Below are 19,917 nucleotides of genomic sequence, written 5' to 3'. Positions count from 1 at the left end.
ATTGCCGGGCGGTTTGCGGGCGTTTCGCCGGCACGCTCCGAAGCCGGCCACCGCCCAACTCGCCGCAGGAGCCGCCTTGTTGTGGCGGCCGCGGGGGTGCGGCACGTGCGGGCATGTACAACTCCCCTCCCGCCGGGCCGAGTTGCCGCTCCGAGGTGGGCCGGTACCGCACTGCGCGCCGTGCGCTAGCATCACGTGACCGTCGACACAGCGAGGAGCGTGCGGAGATGGCGGACGACGCGGAAGCCGGCGGCGAACCAGGGGTTGACGTCCCGCTGATCGTCAGTCGTGATGTCCCGATGGTTGTCAGCAATGTGCCTCACTCGGCACGCATGTGGGACTACTGGCTCGGCGGCAAGGACCACTATGAGGTCGACCGGCTGGCCGGTGAGAAGGCACGCGAGGCGTATCCCGGCATCGTCGACATCGCGCGTACGAGCCGGGCGCTGCTCAGCCGGGTGGTGCGGTACCTCATAGCCGAGGCGGGAGTCCGGCAGTTCCTCGACATCGGCACGGGGCTGCCCACCGCCGACAACACCCACGAGATCGCGCAGCGGGCCGCGCCCGAGAGCCGCATCGTCTACGTGGACAACGACCCGCTGGTGCTCACACACGCCCGCGCGCTGCTGACCAGCGCGCCCGAGGGCGCCACCGACTATCTGCACGCCGACGTCAACGAACCGGGCCCGATCCTCGAAGAGGCCGCGCGGACACTCGACTTGTCCCGCCCGGTGGGCCTGATCATGTTCGGCATCATCGGGCACGTGCCCGAGCACTCCGACGCCGTCTCCATCGCACGAGGCCTCATGGACGGTCTCGCCCCCGGCAGTCATCTCGCGCTCTACACGGGCACCGACGCCGACCCCGACCTGGTCGAGGCGGAGCGGCAGGTGGGGGAGCACGGCGGAGTCCCCTACCGGCTCTCGAACCTGGAGCAGGTCGAGGAGTTCTTCGCGGGCATGGAGCTGGTCGAGCCGGGCGTGGTCCCCGGGACCCGCTGGCGTCCCGAGGGAGAGGTCGTCGAGTCGGCGGCGGACGTCGCCTCGCTCGGCGGCCTCGCACGCAAGCCCTGACGCTCCGGGGCCCGGCGTTCCCGGGCCCTGACCGACCGGGCCCCGAACTGCCCGGCGGGCCCCTGCGATTGCCCCGGCGCCGCTCAGCGATCCGCCCCTGTACGACGGTCGAGTCCCGTCGTACAGGGGCGGATCGGGCTCGTCCGGCCCGAAGTGCCGGACGTCCGTTGCGGTTTCAGCCCTTCTTCGTCTCCCAGAAGATCTTGTCGATCTGGGCGATGTAGTCGAGGGCCTTCTGCCCGGTGGCCGGGTCGGTCGAGCCCTTCGCGGTGGAGAGCGCCTTGAGCGTCTCGTTGACCAGCTGGTGCAGGTCCGGGTACTTCTCGAAGTGCGGAGGCTTGAAGTAGTCGCTCCACAGCACGGAGACGTGGTGCTTGGCCAGCTCGGCCCGCTCCTCCTTGATCGTGGTGGCACGAGCGCGGTAGTGCGGGTCGTCGTTGGCCTGGTACTTCTCCTGGATGGCCTTGACCGACTCCGCCTCGATGCGGGCCTGCGCCGGGTCGTAGACACCGCAGGGCAGGTCGCAGTGGGCGCTGACCTTCACCGTGGGCGCGAACAGACGGGAGAGCATAGAGCCGTCCTTCCTCGTGATCGTCTTCTCACCTGTGAGATTACTCCGTAGGGGAGGCCCTTTCGCGTGTGCCCCCGGGGGCTTAGGACAAAAGTCCGGTGTTGGGTGAACGTGAGGACGGGGACGAGGTGAGCGGCACGGATGCGGCCGGCGCAGGAAGTGCCGGACGCGGATCGGGAGCGGGCGGTGCGAGGCTACGGAGAGCGGAGGAACGGGGCCGTGAGCGGTTCGGGCGGTTTGCTGAAGCGGATCGGGCTCGCCCGGGTCTACAACCCGTCGATGCTGCCCACGCTGCGTCCCGGCGACCGGCTGGTGCTGAAGTACGGCTCGCGCGTGCGCCCCGGGGCCGTGGTCGTGGTGCGCCATCCCCTCCAGCACGATCTCCTCATCGTCAAGCGGGCCGTGGAGCGCCGTGCGGGGGGCTGGTGGGTGATCGGTGACAATCCGCAGGTGCGCAATGACAGCAGGGAGTTCGGGCCGGTGCCGGACGATCTGATGGTGGCGCGCGCGTGGGTGCGGCTGCGTCCGCCGCGGGGGCCTCAGCGCTCGCTGCGGCCCGTGCTGCTGTGGGCGCTGTCGGCGGTGCGGCCGCTGGTGGCGCCGCCGTCGGCGGCACGGTCCGTGGCGCGCTTGCGGGCGCGGTAGGCGGCCACGTTGGCGCGGGTCGCGCAGCGGTCCGAGCAGTAGCGCCGGGAGCGGTTCGTCGAGGTGTCCAGGTACGCGTTGCTGCACGCCGCGGCCTGGCAGATGCCCAGCCGGTCCACGCCGAGGTCGGTGAGGTGGAAGGCGAGGCCGATGCAGGCCGTGGCGGCGTAGCCGGCCGCGGCTGTGACCGGGTGCTCGGCGAGATGCATGTGCCAGCGGGGGCGCCCGTCGGCGGCGCGGTCGCCGTGGCCGCTGATCCGGGGGCTCGTGGGGAACTCCATCAGCAGGGCGTTCAGCAGGTCCACGGCGCGGGTCTCGTCGCCCTCGCCGGCAGCGGTGAAAACGGCCCGGAGGCGGGTCCGTACGGCGCGCAGACGCGCCACGTCGGCCTCCGTTGCGCGGCGGGCCGTCTGGCGGTTGCCGCCGCACAGCTCCCGTACGGCCTCGACCGACGTGAGGGTGTCCTCGTCGCGCTCAGGCTGCTCGGTGTTGACCAGGCGCACGGCCAGGTCCGAGTAATAGCTGAGTTCCACTTGTGGTCCTTACGGTACCGGTCTATCGTCGACCGTGTCGGTAATGAGTGCGATCGGTGCGAGGGTATTACATCCGTTTCCACCCGGCAGGAGGACGGCGGCGTGACTGCGTACACGGACAGCACAAGCGAGGCGAACTGGCAGGCGTGGCAGGACAGTTGGGACCGGCAGCAGGAGTTCTACCTTCCCGACCGCGAGGAGCGCTTCCGGGTCATGCTCGACATGACCGAGGCGCTGGTGGGACCCGAACCGCGGGTGCTGGACCTGGCCTGCGGCACGGGCAGCATCTCCGCGCGGGTGCTGCGGCGCTTCCCCGCGGCACGCTGCACGGGAGTCGACCTCGACCCGGCGCTGCTCACGATCGCGCGGGGGTCCTTCGAGGGCGACGAGCGCGTGGAGTTCGTGAGCGCGGACCTGACCGGCCCCGAGTGGACGCGCGCGCTGCCGCACCGCTCGTACGACGCCGTGCTCACGGCCACGGCGCTGCACTGGCTGCGCCTGCCTCAACTGAGCGCGCTGTACGGGCAGTTGGCGGGCGTGCTGCGCGAGGGCGGCGTCTTCATGAACGCCGACCACATGCCGGACGGCTCCACGCCGCGCATCAGCGAGGCCGCTCACGCCTTCGCCCGGATCCGCTGGGAGCGGAGCGGCGCAGGGGGCTCGAAGCCCTGGATCGACTGGTGGCAGCGGATCGCCGGTGAGCCGGAGCTGGCGGACGCGGTCGCCGAGCGCTACCGCATCTTCGGGAACCCGGTGAACGGCGATCACGCGGACGGAGAGGTCCAGTCCGCCGGCTGGCACGCCGAGACGCTGCGGGCGTCGGGCTTCGCCGAGGCGCGGCAGGTGTGGTGCTCGCCGGAGGACGGGATGGTGCTCGGGCTGCGCTGACGGCGTCCGGAACGCGGAAGGGCGGTGGGGGCGTTTCCGCCCCCACCGCCCTTCCTGATTCGCGTACTTGCTCCTTGGCGCCGGCCGGCGACCGGTCAGCGCCGCGCGACGCCTTCCGCGCGCGCGGCCGCCGCGACCGCCGAGGTCACGGCAGGGGCGACGCGCTCGTCGAACGGCGAGGGGATCACGCACTCGGGGCTCAACTCGTCGGAGACCACGGCCGCCAGGGCCTCGGCGGCCGCGAGCTTCATCCCCTCGGTGATGTCCGTCGCCCGCACCTGGAGGGCGCCCGCGAAGACACCGGGGAAGGCGAGCACGTTGTTGATCTGGTTCGGGTAGTCGCTGCGGCCCGTCGCGACGACCGCGGCGTACTTGGAGGCGACGTCCGGGTGGATCTCCGGGTTGGGGTTGGCCATGGCGAAGACGAAGGAGTCCTCGGCCAGCGTCGCCACCGCCTCCTCCGGGACCGTACCGCCGCTGACGCCGATGAAGACGTCGGCGCCGGCCATCACCGACTCCAGCGAGCCGGTGCGTCCCTCCTTGTTGGTGAACCGGGCCAACTCCCGCTTGACGTCCGTGAGATCGCCGCGGTCCTCGGAGACGACGCCCTTGCGGTCGCAGACGACGACGTCGCCGATGCCCGCCTCCACGAGGATCTTGGCGATCGCGAATCCCGCCGCGCCCGCGCCGGAGATGACCGCACGCAGGTCGCCCAGCGTCCGCTTCGTCAGCAGCGCGGCGTTGCGAAGTGCCGCGAGCGTGACGATGGCCGTGCCGTGCTGGTCGTCGTGGAAGACGGGGACGTCCAGCCGCTCCTTGAGCCTGGCCTCGATCTCGAAGCACCGCGGCGCCGCGATGTCCTCCAGGTTGACGCCGCCGAAGGACGGTGCGAGACGTGCGACGGTCTCCACGATCTCGTCGGTCTCGCGGCAGTTCAGCGCGACCGGGAACGCGTCCACGCCGCCGAACTGCTTGAAGAGAATGGACTTGCCCTCCATCACCGGGAGGGACGCCTCCGCTCCGATGTCGCCCAGACCGAGCACCGCGCTGCCGTCCGTGACCACGGCGACCACCTGCGACTTCCAGGTGTAGTCCGCGACCAGCTCCGGCTGTTCGGCGATGGCGCTGCAAATCTTGGCGACGCCGGGCGTGTACGCGAGGGACAGTTCCTCCGCGTCGCGGACCGGGACGGTCGCCTGCACGGCCATCTTCCCGCCGCGGTGCAGGGCGAAGGCCGGATCGATCACGTCCTCGTCCAGTCCGTCCTTCGAATTGACGATCTCCGCTGCCACTTGTCGAACCCCTTTGTCGAAAAACCTTGTGAGAGTGGCCGCTCCCTGGTTGAGGAACGGGCGGGCAACCACGTCCGCCGCCGCGGCGCCCCTTGGCCCTGGTGGGAGCCCCGGGCCGAGCCCGGTCGGAGGCCCCCGGGCCGCTGGGCCCAGGGGGAGAAGGCGAACGCCGGGCGCGCCGCACACGCGCCCCGGTCCCCGGGTGAGGGGTGTAATCGACCTTTGTACCTGACGAAGCCCTCCCGTTACGACCCGCTTTCCTCATGAGCGACCGCCGACAACCGGACATTAGCCGACAGAACGCCCGGAAGGTGACGGGGTGTCGGGGATCCGCGGGCTCAACGCGCCCGCCGTTGAAGGGTCTTCGGCGGGGCCCGCCGATGTGCCGAAGGTCTCCTGCCGGACTGAGCGCGACACCTCGTATGCGACGAGTGAGTGCCCTGTATCCGGATCCCGGCCTCCGTTATCCGATTTTGACTCCGGAAGCCTCGGTAAGGGCTCGAACGGATGGCAGGATTTCCATCCAGCCGAGCATCCCCCAGACCGGCCGCTCCCTCATCCGCAGGAGGACCCCGTGATGACCGCACGCACTCCCCGACGCCCGGGCGCCGCGCGCAGGCGGAGCTCCCTCAGGGCCTTCGGCCCGGGAGGCAACCGCCGCATGGCCGCGTCCGTCGCCGTAGCGGTCACCGGCGCCCTGCTGCTGGCCGGCTGCGGCGACCAGACGGACTCCGCGGGCGGCGGCAAGGTGAAGGGCAGCAAGGCCCCGCTCTTCGACAAGCTGCCGAAGAAGATCCAGAAGGCCGGCGTCATCAAGGTCGGTACGGACGCCGCGTACAAGCCCATGGAGTACAAGGACGGGCAGAAGATCGTGGGCCTCGACCCCGATCTCGCGAACCTGCTCGGCAAGCAGCTCGGCGTGAGCTTCCAGTTCACCAACGGCACCTTCGACGGTCTGATCACCTCCATGCAGACCGGGCGCTTCGACCTGATCATGTCGTCGATGACGGACACCAAGGACCGGCAGCAGGGCCTCGACGAGCAGGGCAAGAAGGTCGGCAAGGGCGTCGACTTCGTCGACTACCTCACCGCCGGGTCCTCGATCCTCGTCAAGAAGGGCAACCCGGAGAAGGTCAAGTCGGTGGACGAGCTGTGCGGCGAGAAGGTGGCCACGCAGCGCGGCACGACGTCGCACGAGATCCTCAAGAAGCAGATCGACAAGTGCAAGAAGAACCGTGAACGGCCGCTGACGATCGAGCCGTTCGAGACCGACGACCAGGCTCGCATCCGTCTGGAGGCCGGGGGCGTCGTCGCGGACATCTCCGACTTCCCGGTGGCCGCCAACGCGGCCAAGGGCGGCCAGTTCGAGGTCGTCGGCGAGCAGATGGAGTCCGCGCCGTACGGTATCGCCGTCGCGAAGGAGAACAGCAAGCTCCGCGACGCGCTCAAGGAGGCCCTCGCGAAGGTCATCGAGGACGGCTCGTACAAGAAGGCGCTCAAGAAGTGGGGCGTCGAGGACGGCGGCGTGACCGAGGCGAAGACCAACAGCGGTACGTGAGCCGTGCGGTGACCGGCCGGCCGTGAGAGCACGCGGCCGGCCACGCCACGACCGACGACCCCGGGCGCCCGACGGCGCGCCCGCCCGAACGACAGGCAGCAGCATCCATGACCGCACCCCTCGACAAGGCGCCGAGCGACGCGCCGCAACCGGCCGAAAGAGCGCCTGAAGCGATCAAGGCGATACCGGTACGGCACTACGGCCGCTATGTGTCGGCCCTGGTCGTCATCGGTCTGCTCGGTCTCCTCGTCAACGCCTTCGCCACGGCGGACGAACTCCGGTGGAGCTCCGTCGGCGAGTTCTTCTTCGACGGAGAGGTGCTGGAAGGCGTCAAGAACACCCTCCTCGTGAGCGTGCTCTCGATGCTGATGGGGCTGATCCTGGGCATCGTCCTGGCCGTGATGCGGATGTCGAAGAACCCCATAACCTCCTCCGTGGCGTGGGGCTACATCTGGTTCTTCCGCGGCACTCCCGTGTACGTGCAGCTGCTGCTGTGGTTCAACCTGGCGCTGGTGTTCCCCGTTCTCAATCTCGGGCCCATCTACAAGGACGAGATGACGGACGTCATGACGCCGTTCATGGCGGCCCTGCTGGGGCTCGGGCTCAACGAGGCCGCGTACATGGCGGAGATCTGCCGTGCGGGCATCCAGTCGGTGGACGAGGGGCAGACCGAGGCCTCACAGGCCCTGGGCATGACCCACGGACAGAACATGCGCCGAATAGTGCTCCCGCAGGCGATGCGGGTCATCGTGCCGCCCACCGGCAACGAGTTCATCAACCTGCTGAAGACCTCGGCCCTGTGCGAAGTGGTCCTGTTCGAGGAGACACTGCGCAAAGCCCGGAACATCGGCAACAACGCCGGTTCCGTCGTCGAATTGCTGCTCGTGGCCACCGCCTGGTTCTTGATCATCACGACGGTCTTCAGCATCGGCCAGTACTACCTGGAACGGCGGTACGCGCGCGGTTCCTCCAGGCAGCTCCCCGCGACGCCCTGGCAGCGAGTCCGCCGGCTCGTCTTCAGCATCGGCCGCGGCACGGGATCGGGAGCAGGGGGAAGCGCATGAACGCGATGGTGAAGGCCGAGGCCGTCCACAAGTCCTTCGGGCCCCTGGAAGTGCTCAAGGGCATCGACCTGGAGGTGGCGTCGGGCGAGGTGTTCTGCATCGTCGGGCCTTCGGGCTCCGGCAAGTCGACGTTCCTGCGGTGCATCAACCACCTGGAGAAAATCAACGCCGGGCGCCTGTACGTCGACGGCACCCTGGTCGGCTACCGGGAGCACGGCAACAAGCTCTACGAGCTGCGTGACCGCGAAGTGGCCGCGCAGCGCCGCGACATCGGGATGGTCTTCCAGCGCTTCAACCTCTTCCCGCACATGACGGCCGTCGAGAACGTGATGGAAGCGCCGGTGCAGGTGAAGGGCGAGAGCAAAGCGAGCGCCCAGGAACGCGCGCGGACCCTGCTCGACCGCGTCGGGCTCGTCGACAAGACCGACACCTACCCGACGCAGCTCTCCGGCGGTCAGCAGCAACGCGTCGCCATCGCCCGTGCGCTGGCGATGGAGCCGAAGCTGATGCTCTTCGACGAGCCCACATCCGCGCTCGACCCGGAGCTGGTGGGTGAGGTGCTGGACGTGATGCGGGACCTCGCTCAGGACGGCATGACGATGATCGTCGTCACGCACGAGATGGGCTTCGCGCGCGAGGTCGGCGACTCGCTCGTATTCATGGACGACGGCGTGGTCGTGGAGTCCGGGAATCCGCGGGACGTGCTGAGCGACCCGCAGCACGAGCGGACCAAGTCCTTCCTCTCGAAGGTGCTTTGACGCCTGGCGAAGGTGGCGTGGGCCGGGGTGCTGTAACCCACACCGCATCCGGGGTCCCCGCCGCGTAGCAGGTGGGAGTACCGTCTGGATCATGTTTGCTGCATACGCCGCGCGCATCGACAAGGACCGGCCGCTCGACGGGCTGGAGCTGGGCGACCGTCCGGAGCCCACCGTTCCGGACCGCTGGACGACCATCGACGTCAAGGCGGCGTCGCTCAACCATCACGACCTGTGGTCGCTGCGGGGCGTGGGCCTCGGCGAGGACTCGCTCCCGATGATCCTCGGCTGCGACGCCGCGGGCGTGGACGCCGACGGCAACGAGGTCGTGGTCCACTCCGTGATCGGCGCCACCGGGCACGGCGTCGGGCCGCGCGAGCAGCGGAGCCTGCTGACGGAGAAGTACCAGGGGGCCTTCGCCGAGCGGGTCGCCGTACCCGAGTGGAACGTGCTGCCGAAGCCGAAGGAGCTCTCCTTCGAGGAGGCCGCCTGCCTGCCGACGGCCTGGCTGACCGCGTACCGCATGCTCTTCACCAACGCCGGTGTACGGCCGGGCGACAGCGTGCTCGTGCAGGGCGCGGGCGGCGGCGTCGCGACCGCCGCGATCGTGCTCGGCGCCGCCGCCGGACTGCGGGTCTTCGCCACGAGCCGGCACGAGGACAAGCGGGCGCGGGCCGTGGAACTCGGCGCCGAGGCCGCCGTGGAGAGCGGGGCGCGGCTGCCGCAGCGCGTCGACGCCGTACTGGAGACCGTCGGCGCGGCCACCTGGTCGCACTCGCTGAAGTCGCTCAAGCCGGGCGGCACCGTCGTCATCTCGGGCGCCACCAGCGGGCCCAACCCGCCCGCTACCGAGCTCAACCGGGTCTTCTTCCTCGAACTGAAGGTCGTCGGCTCGACGATGGGCAGCAAGGAAGAGCTGGCCTCCCTGCTGGACTTCTGCGCCGCGAAGGGCGTACGCCCGGTCATCGACTCGACGCTGCCGCTGGACAGGGCTCGCGAGGGCTTCGCGAAGATGGCGGAGGGCGAGCTCTTCGGCAAGGTCGTGCTGACGGTCTGAGCCGTGCGGTGGCGGGGCCGGGAGCTGCGGTCGGCACGGGGAGCCGGAATCCGCTGACCGACCGCGACCCGTCCGTCAGCCGGCGGCTCCTTTGCCTCCGGCGCCTTCCGTGCCTCCGGTGCCGTCGGCGCCTTCCGAGTCGCCGGTGCCTTCCGGGCCGCCGTCTCCGTCGCGCAGCAGGGCGACCAGGTGGGCCGCCGTGGCCGACAGGTGGTGGCGGGCCTCGCGGAGCTGGTCGTCCGTCACGCCGTGGTCGCGTGCCGCGTCGCGCACGTCGTCGCGGAAGTGGTCCAGCAGCCGTGCCAGGTCGCGGCCCGGATCGTCGCTCGGGGCGTCCTTCTCCTGCGCCCAGTCGGGGCGCCCGGCCGCGCCGTCCACGGGCCACTCGTGCCCCGCGAACGGGAACCACGGCGTGGTGTGATCCGTGATGCGGCCCAAGTTGCCCATTTCGCGGGCGAGTTCGGACATGCCTTCGCGGACCGCGCCGGGCCAGTCGCCGGACTTCGCCCGTGACTGGACCTGGTCCTGGACCTGCCGGGCGATGCGCCGCACCTCCTCGGCCGCCGCCGCGCGCGCCTGGGCCTCCTTCGCCTGGCGCCTGGCCTGCTGGGTCTCGCGCTTGGCGCGGCGGGCCTGCTCCTTCCACTCCTCCTTGGCGCGCTTCATCTCCTCCTTGGCCTGCTGCCAGGCCTCCTTCTCCGCCTTCCCGGGCCAGCCGTGCACGCCCGTACCGCCGTTGTCCGTACGGGTGCGGCGGGCCTGTTCGCGCATCTCGCGCCGCAGGTCGCGGGCGGAGCCGCTGACGTCCTCGCGGATGTCGGCGGCCAGGGTGGTCAGCGAAGCGCTGATTTCGACCTCCAGCTCCGCCAACTCGTCCTCGCGGTCGGCCAGTTCGGCGCGCCCGGCGTCGGTGATCGAGTAGACCTTGCGGCCGCCGCCCTCGGTGGTGTGGCTGACCAGTCCCTCGGCCTCCAGCTTGGCGAGCCGCGGGTAGACGGTGCCCGCGGACGGCGCGTAGAGGCCCTGGAAGCGCTCTTCGAGCATGCGGATCACCTCGTAGCCGTGGCGGGGCGCCTCGTCGAGCAGCTTGAGCAGGTAGAGGCGGAGGCGGCCGTGCGCGAAGACCGGAGGCATGTCAGGCGTCCTTGCTGAGGAGGAGGTCGTCGTCGTGGAGGGGGGCCGCGCGCCGGAGGAGGGCGATGGACCCGGAGACGCTGTTGGCGCGGAGCCGGCCGCTGCCGGTGCCGAGGGTGCCCTTCACCTTCTTCGCGCCCCACTCTCCTTCGACCTTCAGCTCGTCGAAGGCGCTGGAGACGGCGCCGCTCGCGGTGCTCGCCTCCACCCTGGCGTCGACGGGGTCCGCGAGCCGCAGGGCGACCTCGCCGGAGACCGTGCCGAGGGCGATGTCGGTCTCGGCGTCGCCGCCGCCCGTGTCGAGGTCGAGGATCATCGAGCCGCTGACCGAATCGGCCTTCACGGAGGAACGGCCGTCGATGACGGTCAGGTCGCCGGAGACGGAGTTGAAGCCGATGCGTCCGGTGAGGCCCTGCGTCTCTACGTTGCCGGAGACGGTCTCGGCGCGGACCGGGCCGTCGATGGCCACGAGTGTCGTGTCGCCGCTGACGCCGCGTACGTCCGTACGTCCCGTGATGCCGGAGACGAAGGCGTTCGCGTCGACGACGCCGACCGAGAGCCGCACCTTCGAGGGCACCGAGACCGAGACCACCGCGTGCCGGTTCCAGCCTTTGCGGTCGAGCCACTTGAGGAAGCCCTTCCAGGGCACGTCCTCGTAGGCGATCACCAGCGAGCCGTCCTTGAGGGTCACGATGAGGGGCGGTCCCTGCACCTCGCCGACCTCGACGCGGGTACCGGGCTCGGAGGAGCCGACGACGTTTACGCTGCCGCCCACGATGCGCACCTGGAGCGATTCGACGCGGTCGTCGATGTCGAGGGTCTGCGGCTCGGAGATCGGCCACGAGGAGCTTTCGGCGGGCACGGCGGCCTCCCGGGTAGGCGGGCGTGAGCACGGGCGCGAAGCGACGACATATCGCGTCCATGCGAGAGAACATGGAACACGATATGTCGTGTGTGGGTCCGCAGGCAACCGTACGACGGACGCGGCCCGGCCCCGGCTCCCAGCCCCGCCCCGGCTCCCTGCCCGGCCCCGGCTCCCTGCCCGGCCCCGGCTCCCTGCCCCGCCTTCCCTCGCTACCCGGCCTCGCCTCCGCCCGCCGCCAGATCGCGCAGCGAGCCGACCGTCATGCCCGGAGCCAGCCGCCCCTCGGCGGGCCGCAGGCAGATCAACGCGGGGCGTCCGGAGCGGCAGTGGGTGAGGGAGCGTTCCAGGGCGGGAGCGAACTCCTCGGTGGCCGCGACCGTTTCGCCGTGTGCGCCGAAGGCCCGGGCGTAGGCCGCGAAGTCGGGATTGCGCAGACCGGTGCCGCTGACGCGGCCGGGATAGGCGAGCTCCTGGTGCTTGCGGATGGTGCCGTAGGTGCCGTTGTCGACGACGAGTATCAGCAGCGCGGCCTCCTCGGCCACGGCGGTGGACAGCTCCTGGCCGTTCATCAGGAAGCAGCCGTCGCCCGCGAACGTGACGACCTGGCGTCCGGGGCTGCTGATCGCGGCGGCGACGCCCGCGGGGACGCTGTAGCCCATCGAGCCGTTGCGCGGCCCGAGTTGGCGCATGCCGTCGCGGTACGTGAGGAAACGCTGGGCCCAGAGCGCGTAGTTGCCGGCGCCGAAGGTGATGACGGCGTCCGGTTCCAGACGGGCGTCGAGGGCGGCCGACACGGCACCGAGGTCGAGCGGTTCGGGATCGTGCAGGGGTCGGTGGAAGGCGAGTTGGGCGGCGTGGCCGGCGCGGGTGAGGTCCGTCCACGGAACGGGCCCGGCCGGCTTGAGAGCCGCCACGGCCTCGCCGAAGGCGGCGGGCGCGGCGAGCAGCGTGAGGTCGGCGCGGTGCCAGACGCCGGGCGGCGGCGAGTCGGGAAGCACATGGACGATCCGCCGGGAGGTCCGCGGCGCCGTCCCCGGAGGCTCGGCGGCATCGGCATCGGCATCGGCATCGGTGTCCGTGTCCCGGTCACCGCGGTCGGCGATCTCCGCCGGGTCGGCCGGATCCGCCGGGTCGGCCAGGCCCACGGGGTGCACCAGCGAGAAGCCGTCAGTGCCCACCTCCCCCGGCGCGGCCCCCACGCAGATCAGCAGGTCGGCCGAGGCGACCTGCCGGGCGAGGGCGTCGGAGCGCCCGTAGCCCAGGTGTCCGGCGAAGAGCTCGCAGTCCGCGGATATCAGGTCCTGGCAGCGGAAGTCGACGGCCACGGGCAGCGACCAGGCCTCGGCCCAGGCACGTACGTCCGCGCGTGCCGTGTCCGTCCAGCGGCTGCCGCCCAGGATCACCAGCGGGCGTTCCGCGTCGGCCAGCAGGCCGTCCAGCTCGCCGAGTTGACCGGCGGAGACGGCGCCCTCGGGCACCGGCAGCGGGCGCGCGTCCGCGACGGCCGCGGTGTCGGTGAGCATGTCCTCGGGAAGGCCGACCACCACGGGGCCGGGACGTCCGGAGGCCGCGGTGGCGAAGGCGCGGGCGGTCACCTCCGGCAGCCGCGCCGCGTCGTCCGCGGTCTCGACGAGCTTCGCGTGCGCGCCGAACGTGCCGCGCAGATCGAACTCCTGGAACGCCGCCCGCCCCGTGTGGCCGCGGGGCACCAGCCCGACGAAGAGCACCAGCGGTGTCGCGTCCTCGTCGGCGGTGTGCAGTGCCACCAGCGCGTTCGTCGCGCCGGGGCCGCGCGTGGTGAAGCAGACGCCGGGACGCCCGTTGAGCTTGCCGGACGCCTCGGCCATATAGGCGGCCCCGCCCTCCTGGCGGCACACGACCATCCGTACGGGAGCGTCGTACAGCGCGTCCAGCACCGCTAGATAGCTCTCGCCCGGCACGCCGTAGACCCGCTCCACGCCGTGTGCCGCCAGCTGGTCGACGAGTATCCGGCCGCCCGTGCGCGGGAGCGTCATGCGATGGCCTTCGACGTCTCGTGCTGCTTGCTCGGGTCGTGGCCCAGCCTGCGCGCGAGCTGCGGGCCCGCCAGGTACGAGCCGACGGCGGTGCACGCCGCGATGAAGATCAGCAGCAGCGCCGCGCTCCACGACGCGCCCCCGGACAGCCCGAGCAGCGAGGCGGCCACGAGCGGCACGAAGCCGGAGAGGACGCCCGCCAGGTTGTAGGACATGGCGACGGCGCTGTAGCGGAAGTTCTCGGGGAACATTCCGGAGACGACGGCGCCGATCGGCGCGTACGGGATGGAGATCGCCCCGATCCCGAGCGCGACCCCGAGGACCACGAGCGGAGTCTCCCCGGTGTCCACGAGCCAGAAGGCGGGGAACGCCGCGAGCACGGAGACGACGCCGCCCACCACGCACACCTTCCACGGTCCTGCCCGGTTGGCGATCCTGCCGCCGACGACGAGCACGCCGATCTCCACGACGGCCCCGACGAGCGTCGCGTTGAGCATCACGGACTTGTCCACGCCGAGCTGTCCGGTCCCGTACGAGATGATGAACGTGGTCAGCAGGAAGAAGCCGCCGATGCCGAGGAAGGCCGCGGCGATCCCGATGAGGATCCGGCCCCAGGTGCGGCGGAAGGCCTCGATCAGCGGTGCCGGGGGCGGCCCGTTCTTCTCGCTGTCGGCCATCATGGCCTGGAAGACGGGCGACTCCTCGATGCGCAGCCGCATGTAGAGGGCCACGAAGAGCAGCACGAAGGCGAAGAGGAACGGTATCCGCCAGCCCCACGAGTAGAAGGCGTCGTCGGGCAGGGCCCCCACCGCCGCGAAGGCGCCGCTGGAGAGCAACGTACCGACGGGGGAGCCGAGTTGGGGCACGGCGGAGTAGCTGCCGTGCTTCTCCTTCGGGGTGTGCTCCAGCGTCAGCAGCATCGCGCCGCTCCACTCGCCGCCCACGGAGACGCCCTGGAGGAAGCGCAGCGCGGCCAGCAGTGCCGGCGCCCAGATCCCGATGGTGCCGTAGCCGGGCAGCAGTCCGATGCAGCCGGTGGTGAGGCCCATCAGCACGACGGTGACGATCAGTGCCGTGCGCCGCCCGTAGCGGTCGCCCACGTGCCCGAAGACGGCGGCGCCGATGGGACGGGCGACGAAGCCGACGGCGAAGGTGATGAATGCGGCGATGGTGCCTACGGCCGGGTCCAGTTCGGGGAAGAAGAGCCTGTTGAAGACGAGGGCCGCGGCGGTGCCGTAGAGGAAGTAGTCGTACCACTCCAGGGCCGTGCCGATGAACGCGGCCGAGAGCAGGCGCCTGATGTCCGCCGTGCCGGGGGCGGCGGAGGCGGTCGCGGACTGAGCCGTGGGCGAGGACGGGGACGGGGAGGAGGACGACGACGGGGACGGGGGCGTGGCGGGGGACGGGGAGGTGCTCATGCGGTCTCCTAGGGGACGGTGACCAGACTGTGCGGGTCGTGTACGGCGGCACCGCCGACGGCGGTGGCCAGGACGCTGATCGAGCCGATGCGGGCGGGGTCGGTGCCGAGCGGGTCGGCGTCGAGCACGGCGAAGTCGGCGAGCATGCCGGGGCGCAGCCGGCCCTTGCGCGCGGCCGTGCCCGTGGCCTGCGCGGACCCGGTCGTCCAGGCGCGCAGCGCGCTCTCGGCGGGCACCCGTTCGTCCGGGCCGAAGGGCGCGCCCGATTCGGTCAGCCGCAGCACGGCCGCCTCGATGGCGGGCAGCGGCGCTCCGGGTGCGACGGGCCGGTCCGAGGAGCCGGGCACGGTCAGCCCGTGGTCGAGGAAGGAGCGCAGCCGGTAGGTCCAACCGGTGCGTTCCGGGCCGCAGTCGGCGGCCATGGCGTCGCCGAAGGCCGCGAGGAAGTTGTGCTGCGGCACGGGGACGATGCCGAGGGCGGCGAAGCGCGGCAGCTGGTCGGGACGTTCGCCGTCCAGCGTGCGGATCTCGGCGTCCCGCACGATCAGATCGAGCCGCATGTGTCCTCTCCTGCGTCAGGCCAGGTGGTGGAGTCGGGCGAGCGGGACTTCCGTGGCGGCGTCGGTGGCGGTGGGCCTGCCGTCGACGAGTACGGGCCCGGCGGAGCGGGGCACTTCGACCCGGGGCGTGGCCGTGTTGTGCAGCATGTCGGCGCGTCCGAGCCCGCGGCTGTCCCGTACGGGCGCGTAACACAGCCCGGAGGGAAGGGAGTTGCGGGCGCCGGTGTCGGCCAGTGCCTCGGCGCCGACGAAGACGCGCGCGAGCTGCGAGGCAGCGTCGCCGAGCGCTCCGTAGTACGGGCGGTAGGTGCGGGGCTGGGTCAGCCTTGTCGAGCCGGAGCCCGATCCGGTGTTGCCCCACGCCACGAAGCCGCTCTTGATGACGAGTTCGGGCTTGGTGCCGAACCAGGCGGGGTGCCACAGCACGATGTCGGCGAGCTGCCCGGGTGCGACGCCGCCAACCTCGTGCGAGATCCCGTGCGCGACGGCCGGGTTGAGCGTGATCTTCGCGAGGTAGCGCAGCACCCGCTCGTTGGCGCGGTGTTCCACGCCGCTCTCCCCGCTGCGTACGGCCTGAAGGTGGGCCAGCTGCCAGGTGCGGCGCACGGTCTCGGCGATCCTGCCCATGCCCATCGAGTCGGAGTTGACGATGCTGATGGCGCCGAGGTCGTGCAGGGAGTTCTCGGCGGCGATGGCGTGCGCGCGGATCCGTCCGCGCGAGACCTCCACGTCGCTGTCGATGTGATGGTTCTGCCGGTGGACGGTCATCGTCATCGGGAACAGCTCGTCGACGGTGTTGACCGTGTACGGGACGGTCGGCGTCGTCGACGACGGCAGGATGTTCGCCTCGGAGAGGATCTCCAGCAGGTCGGGGTGACCGCCGCCGCCCTCCACGTGGTACGCGTGCACGGTGCGGCCGCGGGTCGCGCCCACGGTGTCGCGCAGATAGCCGGACTCGTTCATCGAGTCGGTGTGCAACGCCACGGGCAGATCGGCCTGTTCGGCGGCGTCCAGGCAGGTGTCGACGATGCGCGGCGTCGCGCCGAAGTCCTCGTGGATCTTGAAGCCGCCCGCTCCGGCCAGCACGATCTCGTCCAGCAGCCTGCGAGAGGAGGACGAACCGCGGGCCAGAAAGGCCACGTTGAGCGGAGTGCCGCGCCACGCGCTCATCAGCGTGTGCAGATTGCGGGCCGGGTTGCAGCCGATCTCCCACATCCCGCCCAGGCCCATCCCGACCACGGTCGTCACGCCCGCCGACAGCGCGGCGGGCGCGATCTCGGGCGAGGAGAGATGCACGTGGCTGTCGACGATGCCGGGCGTCGCGAGCAGCCCCTCGCCGGGAACCATCGACGTATGGGAGTCGACCGCGAAGTCGACGGGCGCCACGTCCGGGTTGCCGACCCCGCCGACAGCCACGACACGGCCGTCCTTCACGCCGATGTCCGTCTTGCGCACGCCCAGCCGCGGATCGAGCAGCACCACGTTGGTGACGACCATGTCCAGGGCGGAGTCGCGGTCGGAGCGGGGCGAGGCGAGCAGGCCGTCGCGCACTGTCTTGCCGCAGCCGCCGAGGAGTTCGTCGCCCGGAGTGCCGTCGTCCGTCTCGACCTCGACCCACAGGCCGGTGTCGCCGAGACGGATCCGGTCGCCGGTCGTCGGGCCGTAGAGCGCGTTGTAGGTGCGCCTGTCCACCTGGGCGTGGGTACGCGGGGTGCTCATGCGCGGGCCTCCACCAGTCCGACCTCGCGTTCGCCGCCCGGCTCGAAGACGAGCGCGGTGCCCGCGGGGATGTCGAGCCGCATGCCGGCGGCCGCTTCGCGGTCGAAGCTCAGCGCCGCGTTGGTCTCGTCGAGGGGGTAGTGCGAGGAGACGTAGACGGCGCGGTCGCCGGTGTTCCGCACGGTCAGCCGCAGCCTGCGCCGGCCCTCGTTGATGCGTACGGGCTCGGGAGCGGTGCGCACCGCACCGGGCGGATCCGCCTGCGCAGGGCCCGCGGCGCCCGGTGTGATCGGCGCGTCCACGGCGACGAGCGCCGTGCCGCTCGGGAACAGCGCCTCGACCTGGACGGTGGGCACCATCGCGGGCACCCCCTCCATCACGTCGTCCTCGGTGAGGACCGAGCGGCCCACGGCGATCACGTCGTCCATGCTCAGCCCGTCCCACGCGGCTTCGAGGATCTCGTCGCAGATGAGGGCGACGGCCTCGGGTGCGTTGAGCCGCCGGCCGCGCGCGCGGCGCCTGCGCGCCAATTCCGCGGCGGTGAACAGCTGGAGCCGCTCGTTCTCGCGAGGAGTCAGATGCACTGTCGGGGCCTCCGGGCTCGACCGGCCGGTCGGTGGGACGCGGGCGATCGACCCAGGATTGCTTGCGGTGAGCGGAAGGCCAACGTTGAAGTATCGCGGACCTGAGCCTCACAATTGTGCATATGCACACCCCGCAGGACCGCGCGGCCGAACTCGCCGTCGAGTGCCTCAAAGGCGTCGACGGCCTGCTCGGCGACTGGCTGGAGGCCGTGCAGCCGCTGCGCGACACCTACGAGGGCGCCGTGCCCGACGACGACTTCCGTGAGTCGGCGCTCCAGGCGTTCGAGCTGCTGCTGCGCACGGTCGCCGAGCTGCCCGTGCCCGCCGAGCTGGCGGGGATCTCGGAGCGCATCGGCGAGCGCCGGGCCCGCCAGGGCGTGCCGCTGGACTCGCTGCTCTCCGCGGCACGGCTCGACTTCCGCGTGGTGTGGGACGCGCTCGTCGAACGGGCCGACGACGAGGACAAGGTGCGGCTCGTCGCGTCCGCCTACCACGTGTGGGAGGCGGTGGAGGCGCACGTCACCGGCATCATGACCGCGTACCAGCGCACGGTGCTGGAGATGGGCAGGCAGCGCGAGGACGAGCGCAGGCTGTGGTTCGACCGGCTGCTGGAGAGCGGCGGCCACAATCCGACGGTCGTACGCGACGTGGGGCTGGCGCTGGGATTCGTGCCGTCGGGGCGCTTCCTGTGCGCTGCGGCGCTGCCGGGACCCGGGCCGGGCGGCGGGCTGCACGGAGCGGCGGCGGCGCTGCGCTCCGCGGGGGCCACGCTTCAGCGTCAGACGCTCTCGTCGGCCTCACTGCTGGTCGTGCAGCTGGCGCCCCGCGTCACCGAGGAGACCGTGCTGGACAGGCTCGACGGTGTGCCGTGCGGGGTGTCACCGCTCGCGGACGGTCTCGCCGGGGTGCCGCGGGCCGTCGAGCTGGCCACCGCCACGGTACGGGTGCTTCCCGAGGACGCGGACGGGCCGCTGCGTCTCGCCGACGCCTGGCTGGACGTACTGGTCAACCGGGCGGGCCACTTCGCCGCGCACCTCACGGACGACGTGCTCGGCGGCCTGTACGACGGCGAGGGCGGCGCGGTGCCCGCCGCGGAGAAGGAACGGCTGCTGCACACGGTCCGGGTGCATCTGGCGGGCAACGGCTCCATCGCGGAGACCGCCCGCGCGCTCTACTGCCACCGCAACACCGTCCAGCAGCGCTTCACCCGCTTCTGCGAACTGACCGGCCGCGATGTGCGGCGCCCAGGGGACGCGGCGCTGCTGGCGTTCGCACTGCGGGCACGGGACAGCGGGGCGGCCAAGTAGGCACGGGCGCGGGCGGGTTCGGTTCGGGGAACGGGTCCGCGGAACGGGTCTGCGGGCCTGTCCGGGAAACGGGTCCGCGGAACGGCGGTGCCCGGTGGGGTCCGGCGGCGCCCGTCAGCCTTCGCCCCTGTCAGCCCTCGCCCGTCAGCCCTCGCCCGTCAGTCCTCGTCGTCCTCCTCGTCGAGGCGCGCCAGCCAGGTCGCCAGCCGCTCGACGGGAACCTCGAAGTCCGGGTTGAGATCCACGAACGCCCGCAGCTGCTCCGCCAGCCACTCGAACGTGAACTCCTCTTCGCCGCGCCGGCTGGACAGCTCTTCGATGCCGCGGTCGGTGAAGTACACGGGGACTCCTGGCTCCTTCGGACGGGACGTTGCCTCCCCAAAGATAATGCGCGAGGGGCACCGGAGAGACCGGCCGCCCGCCGAGGGGGAGGGACACCTGTGGAACGGGGCATCCAGGAGATCGAACTGCCGGGCGGCGAGCGGGTGCTCGCGTCCGTGCGCGTGCTGGAGCCCGGGCGGCTGCCCGGCATGTCCGGCGGGTACGAGGAGGAGTCCGAGTTCGAGGACACGGCAGCGCCGGAGTGGCTCGGCGCACGTGTCGAACGGCTCAACGAGCTTGTGAGCGGCGTCGGTTCGGCCGTTCTCGACGCCGCCGCCTCCGCTCGCCCCGACGAGGTGAGCGCGACCTTCGGCGTCGAGGTGATGGCCAAGCCGGGCAGGGCGGTGGCGATGCTCGCGGACGGCGAGATGAAGGGCGCGATCTCGGTGACGCTGACCTGGCGGCCCGAAGCGCGCTCGGCAGGCCGGGAGGGGGCAGATCGGGAACGGCGGGAGCAGTAACCTGGCTGCTGCTTCACACGCCGAGTACCGGGGCAAC

At 71.4% G+C, this 19,917-nt stretch carries 19 protein-coding genes and 1 pseudogene; 9 read left to right on the top strand and 11 right to left on the bottom strand.

Annotated elements, in window-relative coordinates:
• Nucleotides 1-299: 299 nt before the first annotated feature.
• Nucleotides 300-1,073 carry an SAM-dependent methyltransferase gene (locus tag HCC61_RS04705; RefSeq protein ID WP_169134504.1) on the top strand — a complete coding sequence of 258 codons (774 nt, stop codon included), beginning with the start codon at nt 300-302 and terminating at the stop codon, nt 1,071-1,073.
• 175 nt (nt 1,074-1,248) lie between these two features.
• Here the strand turns inward: HCC61_RS04705 and sodN are convergent, their stop codons facing one another.
• Entirely contained in the window at nt 1,249-1,644 is a 396-nt protein-coding gene (gene sodN, locus HCC61_RS04700) for a superoxide dismutase, Ni (protein ID WP_028434210.1), read from the bottom strand.
• A gap of 186 nt (nt 1,645-1,830) precedes the next feature.
• Between sodN and sodX the strand changes: the two genes are divergently transcribed.
• Nucleotides 1,831-2,289 carry a nickel-type superoxide dismutase maturation protease gene (gene sodX, locus HCC61_RS04695; RefSeq protein ID WP_346777026.1) on the top strand — a complete coding sequence of 153 codons (459 nt, stop codon included), beginning with the start codon at nt 1,831-1,833 and terminating at the stop codon, nt 2,287-2,289.
• Here the strand turns inward: sodX and HCC61_RS04690 are convergent.
• A complete protein-coding gene (locus HCC61_RS04690; protein WP_169133998.1) occupies nt 2,184-2,822 on the bottom strand; it encodes a CGNR zinc finger domain-containing protein in 639 nt (212 codons plus the stop codon). The two genes, sodX and HCC61_RS04690, sit on opposite strands and share 106 nt — an antisense overlap.
• Nucleotides 2,823-2,924: 102 nt before the next feature.
• Here HCC61_RS04690 and HCC61_RS04685 point away from each other — a divergent pair, with 102 nt between their 5' ends.
• The gene (locus tag HCC61_RS04685) at nt 2,925-3,710 is read left to right on the top strand and encodes a class I SAM-dependent methyltransferase (protein ID WP_169133997.1); all 786 of its coding nucleotides are present in this window, start codon (nt 2,925-2,927) and stop codon (nt 3,708-3,710) included.
• A gap of 95 nt (nt 3,711-3,805) precedes the next feature.
• On the opposite strand, the pseudogene HCC61_RS04680 reads toward HCC61_RS04685, so the two are convergent.
• Nucleotides 3,806-4,951: pseudogene (locus HCC61_RS04680) on the bottom strand (NADP-dependent malic enzyme); the annotation flags it as partial.
• Nucleotides 4,952-5,663: 712 nt separating this feature from the next.
• Between HCC61_RS04680 and HCC61_RS04675 the strand changes: the two are divergent.
• The 4 genes from HCC61_RS04675 (at nt 5,664) to HCC61_RS04660 (ending at nt 9,436) form a co-directional block, all read left to right on the top strand.
• Nucleotides 5,664-6,560: an ABC transporter substrate-binding protein gene (locus tag HCC61_RS04675; RefSeq protein ID WP_240968488.1), complete on the top strand. Its 897-nt coding sequence runs from the start codon at nt 5,664-5,666 to the stop codon at nt 6,558-6,560.
• A gap of 107 nt (nt 6,561-6,667) precedes the next feature.
• Nucleotides 6,668-7,624 (top strand): amino acid ABC transporter permease, encoded by a 957-nt coding sequence (locus HCC61_RS04670; RefSeq protein ID WP_169133995.1) that lies wholly within the window; start codon nt 6,668-6,670, stop codon nt 7,622-7,624.
• Complete coding sequence (locus HCC61_RS04665; RefSeq protein WP_169133994.1) at nt 7,621-8,382, top strand: amino acid ABC transporter ATP-binding protein; 762 nt, start codon at nt 7,621-7,623, stop codon at nt 8,380-8,382. Before HCC61_RS04670 ends, HCC61_RS04665 begins: the two co-directional genes overlap by 4 nt.
• 91 nt (nt 8,383-8,473) lie before the next feature.
• Nucleotides 8,474-9,436, top strand: a complete 963-nt coding sequence (locus tag HCC61_RS04660) for a zinc-binding dehydrogenase (protein WP_169133993.1) — start codon at nt 8,474-8,476, stop codon at nt 9,434-9,436.
• A 75-nt stretch (nt 9,437-9,511) separates the two neighbouring features.
• Here HCC61_RS04660 and HCC61_RS04655 read toward each other — a convergent pair whose 3' ends face one another.
• The 7 genes from HCC61_RS04655 to HCC61_RS04625 form a co-directional block, all read right to left on the bottom strand.
• Nucleotides 9,512-10,570 carry a helix-turn-helix transcriptional regulator gene (locus tag HCC61_RS04655; protein ID WP_169133992.1) on the bottom strand — a complete coding sequence of 353 codons (1,059 nt, stop codon included), beginning with the start codon at nt 10,568-10,570 and terminating at the stop codon, nt 9,512-9,514.
• Between the two features lies 1 nt (nt 10,571).
• Nucleotides 10,572-11,405, bottom strand: a complete 834-nt coding sequence (locus HCC61_RS04650; protein ID WP_346777071.1) for a hypothetical protein — start codon at nt 11,403-11,405, stop codon at nt 10,572-10,574.
• Nucleotides 11,406-11,644: 239 nt separating this feature from the next.
• Nucleotides 11,645-13,450 carry a thiamine pyrophosphate-dependent enzyme gene (locus tag HCC61_RS30070; protein WP_206322113.1) on the bottom strand — a complete coding sequence of 602 codons (1,806 nt, stop codon included), beginning with the start codon at nt 13,448-13,450 and terminating at the stop codon, nt 11,645-11,647.
• Complete coding sequence (locus HCC61_RS04640) at nt 13,447-14,868, bottom strand: MFS transporter (protein ID WP_169133990.1); 1,422 nt, start codon at nt 14,866-14,868, stop codon at nt 13,447-13,449. Before HCC61_RS04640 ends, HCC61_RS30070 begins: the two co-directional genes overlap by 4 nt.
• A gap of 8 nt (nt 14,869-14,876) precedes the next feature.
• Nucleotides 14,877-15,428 (bottom strand): amidohydrolase family protein, encoded by a 552-nt coding sequence (locus tag HCC61_RS04635; RefSeq protein ID WP_169133989.1) that lies wholly within the window; start codon nt 15,426-15,428, stop codon nt 14,877-14,879.
• A gap of 15 nt (nt 15,429-15,443) precedes the next feature.
• On the bottom strand, nt 15,444-17,147 hold the full coding sequence (locus HCC61_RS04630) for an urease subunit alpha (RefSeq protein WP_169133988.1): 1,704 nt from the start codon (nt 17,145-17,147) through the stop codon (nt 15,444-15,446).
• On the bottom strand, nt 17,144-17,731 hold the full coding sequence (locus tag HCC61_RS04625) for an urease subunit gamma (RefSeq protein ID WP_169133987.1): 588 nt from the start codon (nt 17,729-17,731) through the stop codon (nt 17,144-17,146). Before HCC61_RS04625 ends, HCC61_RS04630 begins: the two co-directional genes overlap by 4 nt.
• A gap of 122 nt (nt 17,732-17,853) precedes the next feature.
• Here HCC61_RS04625 and HCC61_RS04620 point away from each other — a divergent pair, with 122 nt between their 5' ends.
• On the top strand, nt 17,854-19,038 hold the full coding sequence (locus HCC61_RS04620) for a helix-turn-helix domain-containing protein (RefSeq protein WP_169133986.1): 1,185 nt from the start codon (nt 17,854-17,856) through the stop codon (nt 19,036-19,038).
• Nucleotides 19,039-19,196: 158 nt separating this feature from the next.
• Here HCC61_RS04620 and HCC61_RS31435 read toward each other — a convergent pair whose 3' ends face one another.
• Nucleotides 19,197-19,379, bottom strand: coding sequence for a DUF6104 family protein (locus HCC61_RS31435; protein ID WP_169133985.1), 183 nt, complete (start codon nt 19,377-19,379; stop codon nt 19,197-19,199).
• 99 nt (nt 19,380-19,478) lie between these two features.
• Here HCC61_RS31435 and HCC61_RS04610 point away from each other — a divergent pair, with 99 nt between their 5' ends.
• Nucleotides 19,479-19,880: a CU044_2847 family protein gene (locus HCC61_RS04610; protein ID WP_169133984.1), complete on the top strand. Its 402-nt coding sequence runs from the start codon at nt 19,479-19,481 to the stop codon at nt 19,878-19,880.
• Nucleotides 19,881-19,917: the final 37 nt, after the last annotated feature.

It is taken from the genome of Streptomyces sp. HNM0575 (genome assembly GCF_012726265.1).
Classification (GTDB): Bacteria; Actinomycetota; Actinomycetes; order Streptomycetales; family Streptomycetaceae; genus Streptomyces.
This window is presented reverse-complemented; position numbering and strand designations above follow the sequence as displayed.